Raw genomic sequence first — 17926 nt, forward strand, 5'->3', positions numbered from 1 at the left:
CGAGAACGCGCTCACATCCGTCACATCCCCTAGATTTGAACGTGTGAGCGCCCATGATCTGCCCATCGAACTTCGTCGTGCCCTCTCCCGGGTCGCGCGGACCCCTCGTCTGCTCGTCGCGTCCGATTACGACGGCACGATGGCCCCCATCGTCTCGGACCCCGAAAAGGCGTTTCCCCACGCCGAATCGGTACGTGCTCTCCGCGCCCTGGCCAGCCTCGCCGGAACCACGGCGGCCGTGATCTCGGGCCGGGCACTCAAAGACCTCGCCGCGCTGTCGCGGCTGCCCGCCGAGGTTCAACTCGTCGGCAGCCACGGCTCGGAATTCGACATCGGTTTCATCCATGCGATCGACGCCGACGCCAAGAAACTTCTCGGAGAGATCACCGAGGAACTCAGGCGGATCTCCGCCCTGCACGCCGGCACGTCGGTGGAGGCGAAGCCGGCGAGCGTCGCCCTGCACGTCCGCAACGCCGACGCCGAGGAAGGCGCCCGCGCACTGGCCGCGGTGCGCGCCGACGCCGGGCAGCGGGTGGGCGTGCAGGTCACCGAGGGCAAGTCCGTCATCGAACTGGCCGTCGTCGCCACCGACAAGGGCCATGCCCTCGACCTGATCCGCCACCAGGACGGCGCGACCGCGGCAGTGTTCGTCGGCGACGACGTCACCGACGAGAAGGCGTTCGCACGCCTCCAGGGCCCCGACCTCGGCGTGAAGGTCGGCCCCGGCGACAGTCTCGCCGAATTCCGGGTGTCGAGCACCGAAGATGTCGCCGCGGCCCTCGCGTTCCTGCTCGAGGAGCGCCGCACCTGGCTGTCCGGGGCCCACGCGCCGCCGATCGAGCGCCTCACCATGCTCGCCAGCCCGCGGACCGTCGCCCTCGTCACGCCGGACGCGACCCTCACCTGGTTGTGTCATCCCGAACCCGACTCGGCGTCCGTGTTCGCGCACCTGCTCGGTGGACCGGAGGCCGGCCATTTCAGCGTCGGCCCGCACCGCAGCGCCCTGCCGCTGAGCCAGCGGTACATCGACAGCACCATGACCGTGCAGACACGGTGGGCCAGCCTGTCCGTCACCGACTACCTGCCGCACGACGTCCGTCTGGGCCGCACCGACCTGACCCGGGTGATCAGCGGGCAGGCCGCCGCCGTCGTGACGTTCGCACCGCGGCCCGAGTTCGGTCAGGGCCAGGTCATCCTCGAGGCGGTCAGCGAGGGACTGCGGGTGCACGGCACCAACGAGCCGATCGTGCTGCGCTCCCCCGGCGTGCAGTGGAACGTCACCTCCGACGGCAACCAGCAGACCGCGCATGCCGTCGTCGATCCGTCCGGTGGCGACGTCGTCCTGGAATTGCGGTGCGGCACCGAAGAACTCGGACCGTCGGAGACGCCCGAGCAGGAGCGTCGCGCACTGGCCGAATCGTACTGGTCGGACTGGGCGAAGAGCCTCACCCTGCCCACGCTCAAACCCGACCTGATGAAGCGCTCCGCGCTCACCCTCCGCGGTCTGGTGCACGTCGACTCCGGAGCGATCATGGCGGCCGCCACCACCTCGCTGCCCGAGGAGATCGGCGGCGTCCGCAACTGGGACTACCGCTACTGCTGGCTCCGCGACGCGGCGCTCACCGCGTCCGCGCTCGTGAGCCTCGGCTCCCTCAGCGAGGCCGAGGGCTACCTCGACTGGGTGCACGACGTCCTCGAGACGCTGCCCGGCCCCGAACGCCTGCACCCTCTCTACACGCTGCACGGTGGCGGTCTGCCGCCCGAGGCCGTCATCGACTCGCTGCCCGGCTACGCGGGCTCGCGGCCGGTCCGCATCGGCAACGCGGCCAATCAGCAGGTCCAACTCGACGTGTTCGGACCCATCGTCGAGCTCATCCACGACCTGTCCCACGCCCGCGAGAAGCAGGGCGCCGAGGTGGCGCTCAACGACCGGGACTGGGAACTGGTCTGCGCCATGGTCGAGGCCGTCGAACGTCGCTGGTTCGAACCCGACCACGGCATCTGGGAGATCCGCGACAACCCCCGGCACCACGTGTATTCCAAGGTGATGGGGTGGGTCACCATCGACCGTGCGGTGGCGTTGGCCGAGCACTTCGGCCGCGACATCGAGCCCGGGTGGACGCCGTTGCGCGACAAGATCGCGGACGAGGTGCGCGAGAAAGGCTGGAAGGACGAGGTCCGCTCGTACACCGCCGCCTACGACGGCACCGACCTCGACGCCGCCACCCTGTACATCGGACTGTCCGGGCTGATCGACCCGTCGGACGAGAAGTTCGCGGCCACCGTCACGGCCACCGAGGCGGAACTGCGCAGCGGTTCCACCGTGTACCGGTACCACCACGACGACGGACTGCCCGGCACCGAGGGCGGGTTCCACCTCTGCGCGGCCTGGCTGGTGGAGGCGTACCTGCTGATCGGTCAGCGGTCGCAGGCGGAAGCGTTGTTCGCGCAACTGGTCGACGCCGCCGGACCGACCGGACTGCTCAGCGAGGAGTACGACCCCGTCGCCGAGCGGTCGCTGGGCAACCACCCCCAGGCGTACAGCCACCTGGGACTGCTGCGCTGCGCTCAGCTCCTGGCCTGAGCCGGCGGCCGGGTCAGCGTCTGGCGGGCCCGGCCGTCGAACCGCGCAGCAGTTCGGTCTCGAGCATTTCGACGGTCGCGACCCCGGAGTGCGACGGCGACATGAGCAGGGCCCCCGCGCGGCGGCCCTTCTCCTCCTGAGGTTGCCGCACGGTGGTCAGGCCCTCGCGCAGTGCGTCGTCGACGCCGTCGAATCCGGTGACCGACAGCTGTCCGGGCACGTCGATGCCCTGCCAGCGCGCCCAGTCCAGTGCGCCGAGAGCGAGGACGTCGGTGGTGCACACGAGCGCGGTGATCCGGGGATTCACGGCGAGCGCCTGTGCGGCACCGGCGTGCCCCGACTTCCCGGTGTGCTCGAACCGCTCGATGACGGTGAGGGTGGCGGGGTCCAGGCCGGCGTCGGACATGGCGTCGCGCACGCCCTCGATGCGTTCGCGCTGGACGTGGAAGTTCGGCGACCGCAGGCGCTCCGCGTCGGCGACCCCGTCCGCGCGGTCGCGCCCCAGCCTCATGCTCAGCACGCCGATGTCGCGGTGGCCGAGGCCGATCAGGTAGTCGGCGAGTCCGCGCATCGCGCCGCGGTCGTCGATGCCGATGAGCGACGCACCCGGGATTTCCCGCGGCTGATCGCACACGACCATCGGCAGGTGCCGCTCGCACACCGCCGCGAGGTACGGGTCGTCGTCCGCCACCGAGTACACGACGAACCCGTCGACGCCCGCCTGCTGCACGACCGCGGCGGCGTCCGCCTCCTCGCGACCCGGACCCGCCGGAATCAGGAGCAGCCCCTGCCCGGCGGCCTCGCACGACTCGGCCAGTCCGGACAGAAAGCTCATCGCGGCCGGGTCGCGGAAGGAGTAGCTGAGGGCCTCGGTGAGCAGCAGTCCCACGGCCCCGGCCTTGCGGGTGCGCAGGGATCGGGCCACCGGGTCGGGGCCGGGATAGCCGCGGCGCTTGGCCGCCTGCAGCACCCGGTCGCGGAGTTCCGCGGAAAGTTGATCGGGCCGGTTGTAGGCGTTGGACACCGTCGTTCGCGAAATATTGAGCTCGGCCGCGAGCGACGCCAGCGTGGCTTGGCGACGAGGCTGTCGAGACCTGGGCATAGGGGGACGTTAGTACCTGGCCCGCGTTCGGGCGCGTCGGGGCTGCACCGAAAGTGCACTACCAGGACCTATCCGCTAAAGTGCAACGGTAACGGTTTCCAATAGCGTTTAGCGTTCGTATTCGGTCAGGAGTTTTCTGTGCGCGCTTCCTCAGGTTTTCGTGCCGTCACGGCGGCCGTCGGGCTGTCGTTCGCCGCGGCCCTCACCCTCACCGCGTGCGGCTCCGACACGACCGGTGACGGCACCCTGACCGTCGTCGCATCGACGAACGTGTGGGGCAGCGTCGCGCAGGCCGTCGCCGGCGACAAGGTGGACGTCACCTCGATCATCACCGAACCGTCGTCCGATCCGCACTCGTTCGAGGCGAGCCCGACCGACGCCGCCAAGCTCACCGACGCCTCGCTGATCGTCTACAACGGCGGCGGATACGACCACTTCGTCGACGACATCATCGGCACCGGCAACAGCGACCAGCTCACGGTCAACGCGTTCGACCTCCTCGAGGGTGGCGCGCACGCGGGCGAGGGCGGCGGTGACTCGCACGAGGGCCACGACCACGGCGACGTCAACGAACACGTCTGGTTCGACGTCGACACCGTCGATGCCACCGCGCAGTCCATCGCCGACAAGCTCGGCCAACTCGATCCCGACAACGCCGACGCCTACAAGGCCAACGCCGCCACCTTCCACGGTCAGCTCGAGCAGATCTCCGCGATCACCGACGGCATCGCGGCCGCCCACAAGGACGCGCCCGTCGCCCAGACCGAACCGATCGCCTACTACCTGCTGCAGTCCGCGGGCCTGAAGGACGTCACCCCGCCCGACTTCACGAGCGCCATCGAGAACGGCAACGACCCCGCGCCCGCCGCCATCGCCGCCACGCGACAGCTGCTCACCGGCAAGCAGGTGCAGGCCCTCGTCTACAACGTGCAGACGCAGGACCGGGTCACCCAGGACGTGCGGGCCACGGCCGAGTCGGCGGGCATCCCCGTCGTCGAGGTGACCGAAACCCTCCCCGAAGGCCTGGACTACATTCAGTGGCAGACCAACACCGCCGAGTCGCTCGCCGCGGCTCTGCAATAGAACTGATCGGCTTGTGACAGAACCCACTTCGAAGAACGCCGGCAACGGTCGCGTCCCCGCACTGGAACTGACGGGGGCGCGACTGTCCTTCGGCGAACGCACACTCTGGCAGGACCTCGACCTCACCGTGGAACCCGGCGAATTCGTCGCCGTCCTCGGACCCAACGGGTCGGGCAAGACGTCGCTGCTCAAGGTGCTGCTCGGTCAGCTCGCCCTCAGCTCCGGCACCGCGCGCATCGCCGGAACCCCGGCGCGAAAGGGCAATTCGCACGTCGGGTACATCCCCCAGCAGAAGTCGCTCGACGACGGGTTGCCGCTCCGCGGCCGCGACCTCGTCGGGCTCGGCGTCGACGGCCACCAGTGGGGAACCGGTCTCCTCCGGCGAGGCCGGCGCCGGGCCATCGTCGATGCGGCGATCGCCGAAGTCGGCGCCCAGCACTACGCGGACGCGCCGATCGGTTCCATGTCCGGCGGTGAGCAGCAGCGACTGCGGATCGCGCAGGCCCTCGTCGGCAACCCGCAGATCCTGCTGTGCGACGAGCCGCTGCTCAGCCTCGACCTGGCCAACCAGAACCTCGTGTCCGGACTCATCGACCGGCGGCGCCGCACCCACGACACCGCGGTCCTGTTCGTCACCCACGAGATCAACCCGATCCTCCCCCTCGTCGACCGCGTGCTCTACCTCGTCGACGGCCAGTTCCGCATCGGCAAACCGGAAGAGGTCATGACGTCGGAGGTGCTGTCCGAGCTGTACCGCACCGACGTCGAGGTGCTGCACGTGCGCGGCCGCCTCGTCGTGATCGGCACCGGCGACGCCATCGACGCCCTCGGCAGCGCGGGCGGCCTCCGCCCCGGCGAGGGTGTGCACCACACCGACGAGGGACACGCATGAGCAACAAGTTCACCGACGCCATGTCACGCATGTTCGACGTCTCTGCCACCGTCGACCTCCTGCAGTACGACTTCGTGCAGCAGGCATTGATCGCGGGCGCCATCCTCGGCCTCCTCGCGGGAGCCATCGGACCGCTCATCGTGAGCAGGCAGATGTCGTTCGCCGTGCACGGCACGAGCGAGCTGTCGCTGACCGGTGCGTCGGCAGCCCTGCTCATCGGCGTCAGCGTCGGGGCAGGCGCCATCGCCGGTTCGGTGGTCGCGGCCGTCCTCTTCGGGCTGCTCGGCGCGAAGGCCCGCGACCGTGACTCCGTGATCGGCGTGATCATGGCGTTCGGGCTCGGCCTGTCGGTGCTGTTCATCTGGTCGTACCAAGGGCGCACCGGCACCAGCTTCTCGCTGCTGATCGGCCAGATCGTCGCACCCGGCGACAGCGGCCTGCAGTTGCTGCTGCTCTGCGCCGTGCTCGTCATCGGAGTCCTCGGCCTGATCTACCGTCCCCTCCTCTTCTCGAGCACCGACCCCGACGTCGCCGAAGCCCGCGGAGTCCCCGTGCGCGCCCTGTCGATCGTGTTCGCCGTCCTCGTCGGCATCACCGCCGCCCTCGGCGTCCAGATCGTCGGCGCACTACTCGTCATGGCACTCCTCATCACCCCCGCCGCAGCCGCCGCCTACGTCACCGCCAGCCCCCTCAAGGCGACCATCCTGTCGATCGTGTTCGCCGAACTCGCCGCCGTCGGCGGCATCCTGCTGTCCCTCGCACCCGGCGTGCCCGTGTCCAGCTTCGTCACCACGATCTCGTTCGTCATCTACCTCGCATGCCGACTCAGCGGCTCCTCACGACGCAAGAACGCCGGACGCATCGCCCACACCCACGCACACACGCACTGAGCCGCCACTATTCGCCGCTCGGCGGCCGAATCGGCCCTCACACGCCGAAGGGTGGCGGCTCAGTGCAAGCGGGCCTAGAGGTGGTCGGGGAAATACGGCGCCAGCGCCGTCGCCACCTTCGTTGCCTGATCGCACGCCGCGTCGACAGTCGTGAAATCCTCCAACTCGCTGTACCCGATCATGAACTCCAGAATCCCCGGCTCGATCGCCACCGACACCGTGCACGCACTACCACCGCGGAAATCCGACACCAGCGCACTCCGTCCACCAATCTCCGTCTCACTCAGAACGTTGAAGCGCTCGTCGCTCGCGATACCACTGAAAGGTGTGCCGATCGCCGAAGTCACGACCACGTAGGAGGGATTTCGAGACAAGAACCCGCATGCATGATTTGGGGGGTCATCTCGATCTGGCATCCGGTCAGGCGGTGCCGCATCGATCCTCGCCGCGGCGAGCGCTTCCGGCGAGAAGGCGTCGCATGGCTGGTAAGTGATCTCGACCGCGGGCTCTCCTGCAGGCTCCCCGTCGACCGGCTGAGAGCATGCGACGACCCCGACAACCGACAGGAGACTCAAGGTCACCATCGTCGCGCGGACCGCGACACGCTTCACAGTTGCACTCCAACGGATCCCAGTCGCGCGGCGGTTGCAGCGTCCTGCTCTCTGTAGCTCGCCAAGACGGCCTCGAACATCGACTTCATATCCGACGCGTAGGTCTCGTGAGCCAGAAACAAGCCGACCGCAGTGTTTGCGAACTCGATGTCATCTCCGCCGATCGCCTTTTCATCGAACTTTCGCGCGAGTTGCTTGGCCGACTCGATGTCTTTTTCCCCTAGTCCAAGGTCCGTAGCGCGCAGTTCTCGGCGCGCTCGGCCTCCGAGAAGCTTCATGCGATCCGCATGGTCCTGGCACAGCTTGATGCACTGTTCTAACCCGGCCGGGTCAAGTTCGAGCCTGCCTCCCCCCACGATGTTCTCGGTGAAAGCCTTCCAACCGGCTTCCGGTGCTTCTGGCCCCGCCATGTTCGTGCCCCCTCCGTGTGTCGTGCTGTGTCCCCACCTGTGCAATCGCCGGCGCGTGGCAATCTACCAACCGCGGGCACCGACCGAGCCTGCCCGAGGAGTCGTACCCACCCTGATCAGGGTGTCGAGCGAGGATACGAGCTGGTCAGGACCTGCCGGGTGCGCGGCGGCGGGATCGTGCGGGCCGATCACGTAGCGGCCGTCGCCGGCGATGTCGATCCACTGCATGACGCCGACGTCGCGGCCGGTGCCGTAGCGGGGGCCGCGGAAGACTCGGATCTTGCCGCGGCCCGCGTATCCCTTCTGCACGGCGGATTCGAGTCTGGGGACGGGAGCCGCCCGGTTGACCTCCTGCAGGATTCCCTGGGAGAAGTGGGCATCTTCGTCGTCCCGTCGCTGGAACCGGCGCCTGCCGGCGGCGTTCTGCGGGATGAGGCCGATCAGTTGCGCGCCCAGTTTTCCGGCCTGCCCGGCGCCGATCACCACGTCGCCGCCGATCCGCGGTGCCCGGCCGAGGAGTTGTGACGCGATCACGACCCACTGCCGGTGCTGGGCACCGATGATGCGGATCGGTGTCTCGTCGGCGGTGGAACCGGAGATCTCTACATACACGTCGGGCTCGGCGAGCACGCCCAACGCCGACTTCACGTCGTCGTGCTCGGCTCCCGCGAAGGCTTCTCGAATCCGGTTCTGCTCTGCCACATAGGCGTTGAGCCCGGGGTGTGCGCTCACGATCCGGAACGGGTACGGGATGCGGTCCTGCCCGGTGCCTGCCCACAGGGCTTCGAACAGTTCGGGACGCAGCCGCCAATTGCGCATGCTCATGCGCCGATCACCGGCGGCGAGACGAGGGGCAGTTTGCCGATCAGCTCGTTGCCGTTGTCGAGGGTGATCAGGTAGTCGGGCGTCTTGTGTTCCTTGTCCTCGCCGCCGCCCTTGGCAGCCCCGGGGGCGCCGCCCATCATTCCGCCGCCCATCGGGCCGGTACCCCGAATCCCGGCGCCGGTGCGACCACCGGCTGCGGCCCCCGCGACCCCGGGTGTGGAGCCCGACCGGGCACCGGCACCCGCCCGACTTCCGGCACCGACGCCGCTGGCGCCGCCGAGCCCGCCGACGCCGAATCCGCCCGCACCGGCACCCCCACCCGCACCCGCACCCGCAGATCGTGAACCGGCGCCCGAGGACGAGTCGGCACCCGGCGGCAGGACCGATCGGCTCTGCGCCTGATCACCCGACACCGAGGCCGGGGCCGTCGCCGCGGGCGCGGTGGCCGACGACGGCGCAGTTTCCGCATTCTGCTGCGCGCCGTCCGCTGCGGGGGTGCCGGGCGCAGCGGACGCGTCGCTGGCGGGACTGTCGATATCCGGAGCGTCGCCGGAATTCGGCCGGCCGGCGCTCGGTCCCCCGAACCGCTCGCTCGAGCTGGGGGCGCCGCTCGAGTAATCGACGCCGGGCGCGGACGGACCCGAAGGAACATCGACCCGGCTCTCCGGTCTCGTGAACGCCGGGACGTTGCCGTCCGAAGTCGCGAGCCCCGGGTTGTAGATCGTGGCCATCCTCTCGCGCGCTTCGCCCTCGCGCCGGTAGTACTCGTCCTCGGTGTCCGTGTCCCAGGGGGTCAGCTTGTCCCACAGTCCGGTGCCGATGGTTTCGGGGACCTGCGACCGCAGCGACGCGACCGTCTCCGCCAGCGGGGTCAGCGCCGCCGCCACTCCGTGAAGTTGATCCTGTGCCTCCGGCGCGGACGTCGAGTACCGCTCGGTCTCGCCATAGGCCGCCGACGCGGCAGCCCCCTGCCAGCTCTCGCTGATCGCCTTCTTGATCGCGTCGCTGAACTCGACGATCGCGTCGTGGGCCGTCGTCCCCAGTTCGGTCCAGGCTCGCGCGATGCCGCTCACGTGCTCGACGTCCATGCCGGCGACGGCACTCGCGATCCTCGCGTGGTCCCACTGGTCCGAGTGGAAGTTCTCGGGATCCTTGATGTATGCCGGGTCGGTCACGTTTCCCCCTCCGATGGCGCGGTCCGCCACACACGGTCAATTGTTCTGACGCAGCAGGACCCTCACCGGTTCCGCCCGCCCCCGCGAGAGAATCTACAAGACGGCATTCGGAACCCTAGTATCGAATATGTGCCGGCAATCGATCTGAACAGCGACCTCGGCGAGAGCTACGGTGCCTGGACCCTCGGCGACGACGTGGCGATGCTGAAGCTCGTGACCAGCGCCAACGTGGCCTGCGGTTTTCATGCGGGCGACCCCGCGACGCTGTGGGCCTGTTGTTCCGCGGCGTCCGAGTTGACGGTCCGGATAGGCGCGCAGGTGGGCTATCACGACCTCGCCGGGTTCGGGCGCCGGTTCATCGACGTCGCCCCGCGTGATCTGACGGCCGACGTCGTTTATCAGATCGGCGCACTCGACGGTCTAGCCCAGGTCTCCGGGTCCGCGGTGGCGTACGTGAAACCGCACGGCGCGCTGTACAACGCGATCGTGCATCACCGTGAGCAGGCCCGCGCGGTGGTCGCGGCGGTGACCGCGTACGACGACACGCTTCCGGTTCTCGGTCTGCCCGGTTCGGTGTTCCTGGAGGAGGCCGAGAAGGCCGGGCTGCGGACGGTCATCGAGGCGTTCGCGGACCGCGCGTACACGCCCGACGGAACGCTGGTGCCCCGCACGACGGACGGCGCGGTCCTGCGCGATCCGGCGGTCGTGGCGGAGCGGGTCCGCAGACTCGTCGTCGATCACACCCTCGAAGCCGTCGACGGCACCGTCCTCGCGGTCACCGCCGAATCCGTCTGCGTACACGGCGATACGCCCGCCGCCGTCGAGATGGCCACCGCCATCCGGTCGTTGCTCGACGCCGAGGGCGTCACGGTGGAGCCGTTCGTGTGATGCGCATCCTCGACGTCGGAGAAAGCGCGATCCTCGCCGAGTTCGAGGACCAGGGCACCGTGCTCGCGCACTTCCGTGCTCTGGACGACTCCCGGCCACCCGGGGTCCGGGAGGTGATACCGGCGGCGCGCACCATCCTGGTGCGGTTCGACCACGGCGCGACGAGCCGCGACCGCGTCGCCAAGTGGGTGCGGACGACGGAACCGGCGGCGGCGGTCGCCGAGGGCGCCCCGGAGGAGGTCCGGATCGCCGTGCGCTACGACGGCCCCGACCTCGAGGACGTGGCCGAACTGACCGGGCTCGGTGTCGACGGCGTCGTCGCGGCGCACACCGGAACGCCGTGGACGGTGGCGTTCTGCGGCTTCGCCCCCGGTTTCGGTTATCTCACCGGCGGTGCACCCGACTTGCACGTGCCGCGCCGCGCGACGCCGCGGACCTCCGTCCCCGCCGGGACGGTGGCGCTCGGAGGGGAGTTCACGGGAATCTACCCCCGCTCCTCGCCCGGCGGATGGCAGCTCATCGGAACCACGGACGAACCGATCTGGGATGCCGGGCGCACTCCCCCTGCCCTGCTCCGTCCCGGCGTCGTCGTGCGCTTCGCGCCCGTGAGTACTTATTAACCGCCCGCGGTTAATAAGTACTCACGGGTGGCGGAGCCGCATCACAGGTCCAGGACCAGACGATCACCCCTCGCCCGGGACACGCAGATCATCATGCTGTTGCATTGCGCGCGTTCGCTTTCGGTGAGGAGGTCGTCGCGGTGGTCGACGTCGCCGCTCAGGACCTTCACCTCGCAGGACCCGCAGATGCCCATCTCGCACGACGACGGATGGTCGATGCCGGCGTCGCGGACCGCTTCGAGCACGGTCTGGTCGGGACGCACCGGGAGCACCTTCTCGCTGCGGGCGAGTTCGACCTCGAACTCACCACTCGACCCGACCGCCGGGGCCGCCGCGGCGAACCGTTCGAGGTGGAGATCGCCGGCGCGCCCCGCCTGCGACATCCGTTCCACCAGCGCGTCCATGAGCGGTGTGGGCCCGCAGCAGTAGACCGCCGCCCCCGACGAGGACGCCACGACGGACGCCAGATCGAGGTGACCGTCCGTGTCCTGCGGCACCAACCGCACCGCGGACGCGTCCAGCTCGCTCACGAACGCGAAGTGCTCGGCGGTGCGCGCTCCGTACACCAGTTCCCAGGTTCCGCCGCGGCGTTGCACTTCCCGGATCATCGGCAGCATCGGGGTGATGCCGATGCCGCCGGCGACGAACACGTACCGGTCCGCCTCGGTCAACGCGAAATTTGAGCGGGGACAGCCGATCTCGACCACGCGACCCGGACGCAGCTCGCGGTGGACCTCCACCGAGCCACCCCTGCCCGCGGGCAGTTCGAGGACGGCGATGCGGTAGCGGCTCGAGTCGGCGGGGTCGCCGCACAGCGAGTACTGCCGGACCGTCCCCGACGGCAGGTGCACGTCGACGTGTGCGCCCGGTTCCCAGGCCGGCAGCTCGCCGCCGTCGGAACGGGTGAACTCGTACGACGTGATCGACTCCGCCTCCCAGCGGGCAGCGACGACACGCAGCGGGAGGGTCTGCGGATCAGACGAACTCGTTGACATGGCTGCCGTCCTTGACGCGGTTCATCAGCTCGGTGAACGAGCGCCGGTAGTTGAGGGTGAACAGGTCGGCGGGAACGGAGAATTCCTGGAACTCGGAATCCCACGGGATTTCACGGGGTTCGATGAATTCGACGATCGGGATGTCTTCGAGGTACACCATCTCCTCGACGCGCAGGCACTCCTCGAGGTCCGCGCCGCGGTAGCCGACCTCGTTGGCGACGCCCCAGAAGATCTTGACGTGCTCGTAATCGATCGGCGACGGGAACCCGGCGACGACGCGGCGGCCCAGCTTCTCGTAGTGGTACGTGATGGACGCGAGACCCGGTGCGGAGCAGCGGTACCGCATCATGCAGTCGCCGTCGTTGGCCCAGTCGCCGGAGCCGGCGTCGAGTGGCCGGTCCATCCACACGTCGAGTCCGTCCCGGTTGACGTTCAGCGGTTCGACGATCTCCGGTGTCGGGCCCATCGACACCTTGTGGACGAAGGGGAAGTGCGCGACGTCGCGGAAGTTCTCGATCGTCACCCCGACTCCGACCGACGAGTCGATCGGGTCGGCGGCCAGCCATTCGAGGTCGAGGCCCTGCCACTCCTCGATCTCGTACATGTCGCGGATCGGGTCTTCGAGCACCGTCCAGACGTGACCGAACCGTTCGACGGCGGGGTAGGTGGCGATCGACGCGCGCGGTGGGATCTTGCCCTGATCGGCAAGGGACGGGATGCGGCTGCAGCTGCCGTCGGTGCTGGAGAACTCCCAGCCGTGGTAGGGGCAGCCGATGGAGCTCTGGTGCACTTCGCCCATCGACAGGTCGCCGCCGCGGTGCGGGCAGCGCCGCGACTGCACCGAGATCCGCCCCTCGCCGTCGCGGTAGATCACCAGGCTGACGCCGAGAAGCGTGGCCGTCTGGGGCTTGTCGAGGTCGCAGAGGCGGGCGACGGGGAACCAGGAGCGGCGCATCGACGCTTCGGCCAGTTCGCGTTTGGTGGGGGTGGGGATCGAGGTGGTCACGAGGGTCCTTTCGGGGAGTTCAGGCGCCGACGACGAGCGCTCCACCGTTGACCGCGAGGGTCTGTCCGGTGATGAAGGCGGCTCCGTCGGAGGCGAGGAAGGCGACGGCCGCGGCGATTTCGTGGGCGTCACCGAGACGGCCGAGGGGAACGGCGGCGAGTTCTTCGGCGTAGACGTCGTCGGGGACCATCCGGGTGTGGATCGCGCCCGGTGCGACGGCGTTGACGAGGATCTTCTGCGAGACGAGTTCGGAGGCAAGCGCCTTCATCAGCCCGAGTTGCGCGGTCTTGGACACCATGTAGCCGTAGGAGTGGCCGCCGGGGACCTGCCCCCACTGCGAGGAGATGAAGATGACGCGCGGTGCCTCGCTGCGGGCGAGGAGCGGCGCGGCGGCGCGGGTGATGGCGTACGGCCCGAGGACGTTGACGTCGAGGTACGGCCGGAGGTTCTCGACAGGTGTGTCGCCGAGGGACTTCCAGTCGTGCATGATGCCGGCGTTGTGGACCAGGATGTCGAGGCGACCCCAGTTGTCGTTCGCGACGGCGACGACGCGTTCGCCGACGTCCGGTGCGGTGACGTCCAGTTCGAGGCATTCGACGCGGCGGCCGGTGCTGTCGCGGATCTCCTTGGCGACCGCCGACAGTTCCGCGGCGTCGAGATCGGCGACGATCAGGTCGGCGCCGCGGGCCGCGAGGGTCCGGGCATGTGCGGCTCCCATGCCCCGTGCGGCGCCGGTGACCAGCGCGACACGGTCGTCCAGCCGAACACCCGGGATGGCGGTGACACTCATGCTCCCGCCCCCACGATGTGCGGCTCGGTGATGTACAGCATGTTGCCGTCGGGGTCGAAGAACGGACGGTACTGGTACCAGGTGCCACTGGGGTGCTTCCACTGGATCCGCTCGTCGACCCACTCGACGCGCCCGTCGAGCGCGGCCTCGGCCTCGTCGAGGCTGTCGACCTCGAACGCGATCGAGTCGTAGCCGGGTGCGTTGTCGGGGTTGACCGCGGTGCGGCGCGGAGCATGTTCGCCCACTTCGGATTTGAAGATGTAGAGCGTCACGTTGCCCATGTCGATCGCCGCCCACTCCTCGTCCTTCTCGTAGGGGAGGTGGAAGGGCAGCCCGAGGACGCCGTGGTAGAACTCCACGAGGGCGTCGACATCGCGGGTGAGGATGTCCATGTTGTCGATGCGCTTCAGTTTCAGCACGGTGTTCTCCTTGGTCGGTGCCGCGAAATCGGCAGGAATGGTGCAGGGCCCACCGGAATGGGCGGTCAGGGTTCCGTTCTCGACGTCGAGCGAGACGGTGGCGAGGGTTTCGAAGCGTGCCGACGCCGGCAGGGCCGGGTCGACGTGGCAGCACGTCGCCCCGCCGCCGAGCAGGTGCGACGTCATCGCCTCGACAACCGCGGGGGCGTCGACGTCCGGTCTGCCGGCCAGTCGACGGCGGAGCATGTCGAACCGGATCACGGTGTCCGGTCCGTCCCGGAGTTCCCTGTCGTGCAGGTTCGCCGGGCTGCTGAGGAAATGGTTGGTGTGGACGAGGAGGCCGTCGGGGTCCGGCAGTGCGTACCCGATTCCGCCGGGGTTGAGTTCGACGCTCACGGCCGCGGATTCGCCGCCGGTGCTCGCGACGAGCGTCAGCGACGTCGACGCGGACACCTCCGCCTGGGCGAGCCGGACGAGCGCGTGGTTGAGGTCGCGTGATTCGTCGAGCACGGCGCGGGCGAGCACGTGCACCGGGACGCCGATCCCGTTCCCGTCCCCGGTGTGGTGGAGGATGTTGAAGTGCACGCCCAGGCCGCGGTCGTTGACGCCGATCTTGCCGACGATGCCGTATTCGGTGACGGTGGTGGTCACGTGACCGCTTTCGTGCGGGATCTCCCAGACGAGCCACAGGTCGGCGAGTTCGGCGAACCAGTCCCATGCCTGCACGGAGACCGGCGGCGCCCCGTCCCGGAGTCGGACGACGGTCGAGCACTCACTCGGCGTGATCGAGCCAACCGCCGCAAGCACTTCGGTACGCGCATTGATCGCCGCGACCGCGGCCACCGACAGACCGGCGCCGTCCGCGATGCCGGCGATCTCGTCGGCGAGTGCGGGTGCGGCCGCCGTGATCCGCTCGAGGGCGAGGGTCCCCCAGTGGTCGAGGTCGACGGCCGAGCCGGCAGCGCGGTCGAACAGCTGCTGGTACGCGGCCACCGACGCGCCGACCTGTTCCGCGTGGGCACTGCCGAATTCGTGTCCGCGGTCCCACGGCCGGGTCTGCGTGGAGCGGAACCGGCGGGTCACGACGCCACCCGCAGCAGTCGCGGCGCCACCAACTCGGCGACCTCGTCGAGGCGGGCGAACCACACGTCGCCGGATTCGGCCATGTGCGCCACCACCTGCTCGAACTGGCCGAGCCGGTAGGGGCGTCCGATGACCTCGGGGTGCATCGTGAAGCTCGTGTGCCGACGTTCGGCGCGGGCGGACTCGAATTCGGCTGTCCAGCAACGACGCAGCTCTTCGGGGTCGGCGACGTTGCCGCCTCCGTCGATGTTCCAGCCGAAGCGCGGCCAGTCGTCGAGCGACCAGTGCACGGGCAGTTCGAGGATCTCGAGGCCGTCCCAGGACTCGACGTACGGTCGGTCGTCGCCCATGCAGCTGGAGTCGTAGAGGAATCCGCGGTCGACGAGCAGTCCGAATGTCTCGGGGGTGAGTTCCCAGGACGTGGAGCGGTATCCCTGCGGCCGCGGGACGCCGAGCCGTTCGAGGGCTTCGAGGCCCTTGTCGATCTCGTCGATCTGCTGCTGCTCGCTCACCTTGTCGCTGCGCAGGTGCAGGTGTCCGTGGTGTCCGATCTCGTGCCCCGCGTCGAGCAGGCTCTCCACCATCGCGGGGTGATGCTGCGCGGTGTGTCCGGGGACGAAAAATGTGGCCGAGATGTCGTATCGGGCGAGCAGGTCGAGGATGCGCGGCACTCCGCGCGTGACGCCGTAGCGGCCCTCGGACAGGATGGTCAGACGGCGTGCGTACTCGTCGCCCTCCCCGAGCCAGCCGGCCTCCGCGTCGACGTCGAAGGTCAACGACACCGCGGCGGCCTTGCCGCCCGGCCAGTCTGCGGTGGGAAAGTCCTGGATCGTCAAGACACGCTCCTCTGATTGCGCCGCTTCGGCGGCGGATTCGACTCGATGCTGCGCATTTCGGCAGCCAATGCGGATTGATTCAACGCTTTGCGTGTTGCAGACCACATTAACAGCGCGCAAACCGCCACACAACCCTAGAAACACCGAAACTTTGCGTCGAACTTCGTCGGTCCTGCTGCGCATTGCGCAGCGTCAGTCGCCGGTCTGCGTTTCGCCGTCCCGCAGCGCCGCGTAGACAGCCGGGCGGGACCGTCGCATCCGCAGGGCGACGACCACACCGACGCCGTACGCGGCGAGCACCAGGCCTCCGATGATCAACGCGCCCAGCCGATCTCCGATGAGGAGTTCGAAGTTGGTCACGACGAGAGCGACCACCGCGAGCAGACCGAGGATCGCGAGCGACGGTGCCACCACCGTGTGCCACCGGCGCTTGTCGAGATCGTGCCTGCGGAAGAACACGATGACCGCCAGATTGGTGAGCGCCATGAGCAGGACGATCCCGAGCGTCGCCGCACCGGACAGCCACGTGTAGGCCTGGGTGATCGGATCGATACCGCTGACCGCGACCACCGCGAGCAGCACTCCGGAGATCGCGGTCAGGACGATCGACGAGCGCGAGGGCGCCCCGTACTTCGGGCTGACCCGGCCGAGCGCCGACGGCAGCACTCCCATCGAGCCGAGAGTGAACTGGTATCGCGTGATGACGTTGTGGAACGACAGCACGCACGCGAAGACGCTGGTCACCACGAGAAGCTGCATGATGTCGTGCACGACCGTCCCCGCGTACCGGGTGGCGAGGTCGAACACCATGTTCACGGGATCGTCCGATGCCGTATCCACCGCATCGGTCGCACCGGCTCCGACGACCACCGCCCACGCGGACAGCGCGTAGAACGCACCGATCGACACGACCGCGACGTACGTTGCGCGCGGAACGGTGCGGTCGGGGTCGCGCGCCTCGTTCCGGAACACGGCCGTGGCCTCGAACCCGAAGAAGGCGAAGAACGCGAACATCAGACCCAGCCCGGGCGAGCCGTCGAACACCGTGGTCGGCAGCAGAGGGGCGGCTGTCAGTCCTGCTGCGCCGCCCTTGACCAGGATGGCGACGTCGAGCACGACGACGATGAGCGCCTCCGCGATCAGGAGTACCCCGAGAACCTTGGAACTGAGCTCGATGTCGCGGTACCCGAGCACGGAGACAATCCCGAAAGCTGAGAACGAGAACACCCACCAGGGGGCGTCGACATGCAGGTACTGCGCGGCGGCGTTGCTCGCCGCCACCCCCTGATAGGAGTAGACGGCGATGAGGAGCATCGAATACGACACGAGCGCCAGCAACGCGGCACCGAGCCCGTTGATCCGTCCGAGCCCGGCCTGGACGTACGAGTAGAACGCCCCCGCGTTGCGGACGTGCCTGCTCATCAGCGTGTACCCGACCGCGAACAAGGTGAGGATGACAGCGGCGATCAGGAAGAACAGCGGCGCACCGATACTGCCGCCGAACGCGATGACGATGGGCACCTGGGCGGCGACGACGGCGAGCGGTGCGGCGGCGGCCACCACCATGAAGACGATGGCGCCGACGCCCAATCCGCGGTTCAGGGGATGCATGCTCTCGCCGCGATCGGGGCCGTCCGGGCCGGCACCGCCGTTCGCGGACAGCGAGGAGTGGGAAGTCATGATTCTGCCGTTCTCGTGAGAAGGTGCGATGCGCGCG

At 68.9% G+C, this 17926-nt stretch carries 17 protein-coding genes; 6 read left to right on the top strand and 11 right to left on the bottom strand.

Features of this window, described 5'->3' with window-relative positions:
• Window positions 1–43 precede the first annotated feature (43 nt).
• Complete coding sequence (gene otsB / locus BLV94_RS23120; RefSeq protein ID WP_072939471.1) at window positions 44–2584, top strand: trehalose-phosphatase; 2541 nt, start codon at window positions 44–46, stop codon at window positions 2582–2584.
• A gap of 13 nt (window positions 2585–2597) precedes the next feature.
• Here the strand turns inward: otsB and BLV94_RS23125 are convergent, their stop codons facing one another.
• The gene (locus BLV94_RS23125; protein ID WP_072939473.1) at window positions 2598–3686 is read right to left on the bottom strand and encodes a LacI family DNA-binding transcriptional regulator; all 1089 of its coding nucleotides are present in this window, start codon (window positions 3684–3686) and stop codon (window positions 2598–2600) included.
• Between the two features lie 138 nt (window positions 3687–3824).
• Here BLV94_RS23125 and BLV94_RS23130 point away from each other — a divergent pair, with 138 nt between their 5' ends.
• Genes BLV94_RS23130 through BLV94_RS23140 form a run of 3 tightly spaced genes read left to right on the top strand, consistent with a single transcriptional unit; the run spans window position 3825 to window position 6551 of the window.
• Window positions 3825–4769, top strand: a complete 945-nt coding sequence (locus BLV94_RS23130; protein ID WP_072939476.1) for a metal ABC transporter solute-binding protein, Zn/Mn family — start codon at window positions 3825–3827, stop codon at window positions 4767–4769.
• 13 nt (window positions 4770–4782) lie between these two features.
• On the top strand, window positions 4783–5661 hold the full coding sequence (locus tag BLV94_RS23135; protein ID WP_072939478.1) for a metal ABC transporter ATP-binding protein: 879 nt from the start codon (window positions 4783–4785) through the stop codon (window positions 5659–5661).
• A complete protein-coding gene (locus BLV94_RS23140; RefSeq protein WP_072939481.1) occupies window positions 5658–6551 on the top strand; it encodes a metal ABC transporter permease in 894 nt (297 codons plus the stop codon). The genes BLV94_RS23135 and BLV94_RS23140 overlap by 4 nt, the downstream gene beginning before the upstream one ends.
• A gap of 74 nt (window positions 6552–6625) precedes the next feature.
• On the opposite strand, the gene BLV94_RS23145 is transcribed toward BLV94_RS23140, so the two are convergent.
• From BLV94_RS23145 to BLV94_RS23160, 4 genes are all read right to left on the bottom strand, one after another.
• Window positions 6626–7135, bottom strand: coding sequence for a DUF3558 family protein (locus BLV94_RS23145; protein WP_072939588.1), 510 nt, complete (start codon window positions 7133–7135; stop codon window positions 6626–6628).
• Window positions 7136–7158: 23 nt separating this feature from the next.
• Window positions 7159–7572, bottom strand: coding sequence for a hypothetical protein (locus BLV94_RS23150; RefSeq protein ID WP_072939484.1), 414 nt, complete (start codon window positions 7570–7572; stop codon window positions 7159–7161).
• Window positions 7573–7635: 63 nt separating this feature from the next.
• Window positions 7636–8397, bottom strand: a complete 762-nt coding sequence (locus tag BLV94_RS23155) for an ESX secretion-associated protein EspG (RefSeq protein ID WP_072939487.1) — start codon at window positions 8395–8397, stop codon at window positions 7636–7638.
• A complete protein-coding gene (locus BLV94_RS23160; protein ID WP_072939590.1) occupies window positions 8394–9572 on the bottom strand; it encodes a PPE domain-containing protein in 1179 nt (392 codons plus the stop codon). The genes BLV94_RS23155 and BLV94_RS23160 overlap by 4 nt, the downstream gene beginning before the upstream one ends.
• A 129-nt stretch (window positions 9573–9701) precedes the next feature.
• Here BLV94_RS23160 and BLV94_RS23165 point away from each other — a divergent pair, with 129 nt between their 5' ends.
• Window positions 9702–10460 carry a LamB/YcsF family protein gene (locus BLV94_RS23165; protein ID WP_072939489.1) on the top strand — a complete coding sequence of 253 codons (759 nt, stop codon included), beginning with the start codon at window positions 9702–9704 and terminating at the stop codon, window positions 10458–10460.
• Window positions 10460–11080 carry a 5-oxoprolinase subunit B family protein gene (locus BLV94_RS23170; protein ID WP_072939492.1) on the top strand — a complete coding sequence of 207 codons (621 nt, stop codon included), beginning with the start codon at window positions 10460–10462 and terminating at the stop codon, window positions 11078–11080. The genes BLV94_RS23165 and BLV94_RS23170 overlap by 1 nt, the downstream gene beginning before the upstream one ends.
• A 41-nt stretch (window positions 11081–11121) precedes the next feature.
• Here the strand turns inward: BLV94_RS23170 and BLV94_RS23175 are convergent, their stop codons facing one another.
• The 6 genes from BLV94_RS23175 to BLV94_RS23200 all read right to left on the bottom strand — a co-directional run bounded on the left by BLV94_RS23175 (window position 11122) and on the right by BLV94_RS23200 (window position 17889).
• The gene (locus BLV94_RS23175; protein WP_072939495.1) at window positions 11122–12075 is read right to left on the bottom strand and encodes a PDR/VanB family oxidoreductase; all 954 of its coding nucleotides are present in this window, start codon (window positions 12073–12075) and stop codon (window positions 11122–11124) included.
• On the bottom strand, window positions 12056–13081 hold the full coding sequence (locus BLV94_RS23180; RefSeq protein ID WP_072939592.1) for an aromatic ring-hydroxylating oxygenase subunit alpha: 1026 nt from the start codon (window positions 13079–13081) through the stop codon (window positions 12056–12058). Before BLV94_RS23180 ends, BLV94_RS23175 begins: the two co-directional genes overlap by 20 nt.
• 19 nt (window positions 13082–13100) lie before the next feature.
• The gene (locus BLV94_RS23185; RefSeq protein WP_072939497.1) at window positions 13101–13871 is read right to left on the bottom strand and encodes an SDR family NAD(P)-dependent oxidoreductase; all 771 of its coding nucleotides are present in this window, start codon (window positions 13869–13871) and stop codon (window positions 13101–13103) included.
• Entirely contained in the window at window positions 13868–15373 is a 1506-nt protein-coding gene (locus BLV94_RS23190; protein ID WP_072939500.1) for a C45 family autoproteolytic acyltransferase/hydrolase, read from the bottom strand. Before BLV94_RS23190 ends, BLV94_RS23185 begins: the two co-directional genes overlap by 4 nt.
• Window positions 15370–16209 (bottom strand): polysaccharide deacetylase family protein, encoded by an 840-nt coding sequence (locus BLV94_RS23195; protein WP_072939502.1) that lies wholly within the window; start codon window positions 16207–16209, stop codon window positions 15370–15372. The genes BLV94_RS23190 and BLV94_RS23195 overlap by 4 nt, the downstream gene beginning before the upstream one ends.
• Window positions 16210–16401: 192 nt before the next feature.
• A complete protein-coding gene (locus tag BLV94_RS23200) occupies window positions 16402–17889 on the bottom strand; it encodes an APC family permease (protein WP_072939504.1) in 1488 nt (495 codons plus the stop codon).
• Window positions 17890–17926 lie beyond the last annotated feature (37 nt).

The sequence above is a fragment of the Rhodococcus koreensis genome (genome assembly GCF_900105905.1).
Taxonomy (GTDB): domain Bacteria; phylum Actinomycetota; class Actinomycetes; order Mycobacteriales; family Mycobacteriaceae; genus Rhodococcus_F; species Rhodococcus_F koreensis.

Bases quoted from the DNA above. Each gene is read 5' to 3' on its own strand.
- BLV94_RS23125 (WP_072939473.1), bottom strand. From the start codon at position 3,686: ATGCCCAGGTCTCGACAGCCTCGTCGCCAAGCCACGCTGGCGTCGCTC.
- BLV94_RS23140 (WP_072939481.1), top strand. From the start codon at position 5,658: ATGAGCAACAAGTTCACCGACGCCATGTCACGCATGTTCGACGTCTCT.
- BLV94_RS23145 (WP_072939588.1), bottom strand. From the start codon at position 7,135: ATGGTGACCTTGAGTCTCCTGTCGGTTGTCGGGGTCGTCGCATGCTCT.
- BLV94_RS23150 (WP_072939484.1), bottom strand. From the start codon at position 7,572: ATGGCGGGGCCAGAAGCACCGGAAGCCGGTTGGAAGGCTTTCACCGAG.
- BLV94_RS23155 (WP_072939487.1), bottom strand. From the start codon at position 8,397: ATGAGCATGCGCAATTGGCGGCTGCGTCCCGAACTGTTCGAAGCCCTG.
- BLV94_RS23170 (WP_072939492.1), top strand. From the start codon at position 10,460: ATGCGCATCCTCGACGTCGGAGAAAGCGCGATCCTCGCCGAGTTCGAG.
- BLV94_RS23175 (WP_072939495.1), bottom strand. From the start codon at position 12,075: ATGTCAACGAGTTCGTCTGATCCGCAGACCCTCCCGCTGCGTGTCGTC.
- BLV94_RS23185 (WP_072939497.1), bottom strand. From the start codon at position 13,871: ATGAGTGTCACCGCCATCCCGGGTGTTCGGCTGGACGACCGTGTCGCG.
- BLV94_RS23200 (WP_072939504.1), bottom strand. From the start codon at position 17,889: ATGACTTCCCACTCCTCGCTGTCCGCGAACGGCGGTGCCGGCCCGGAC.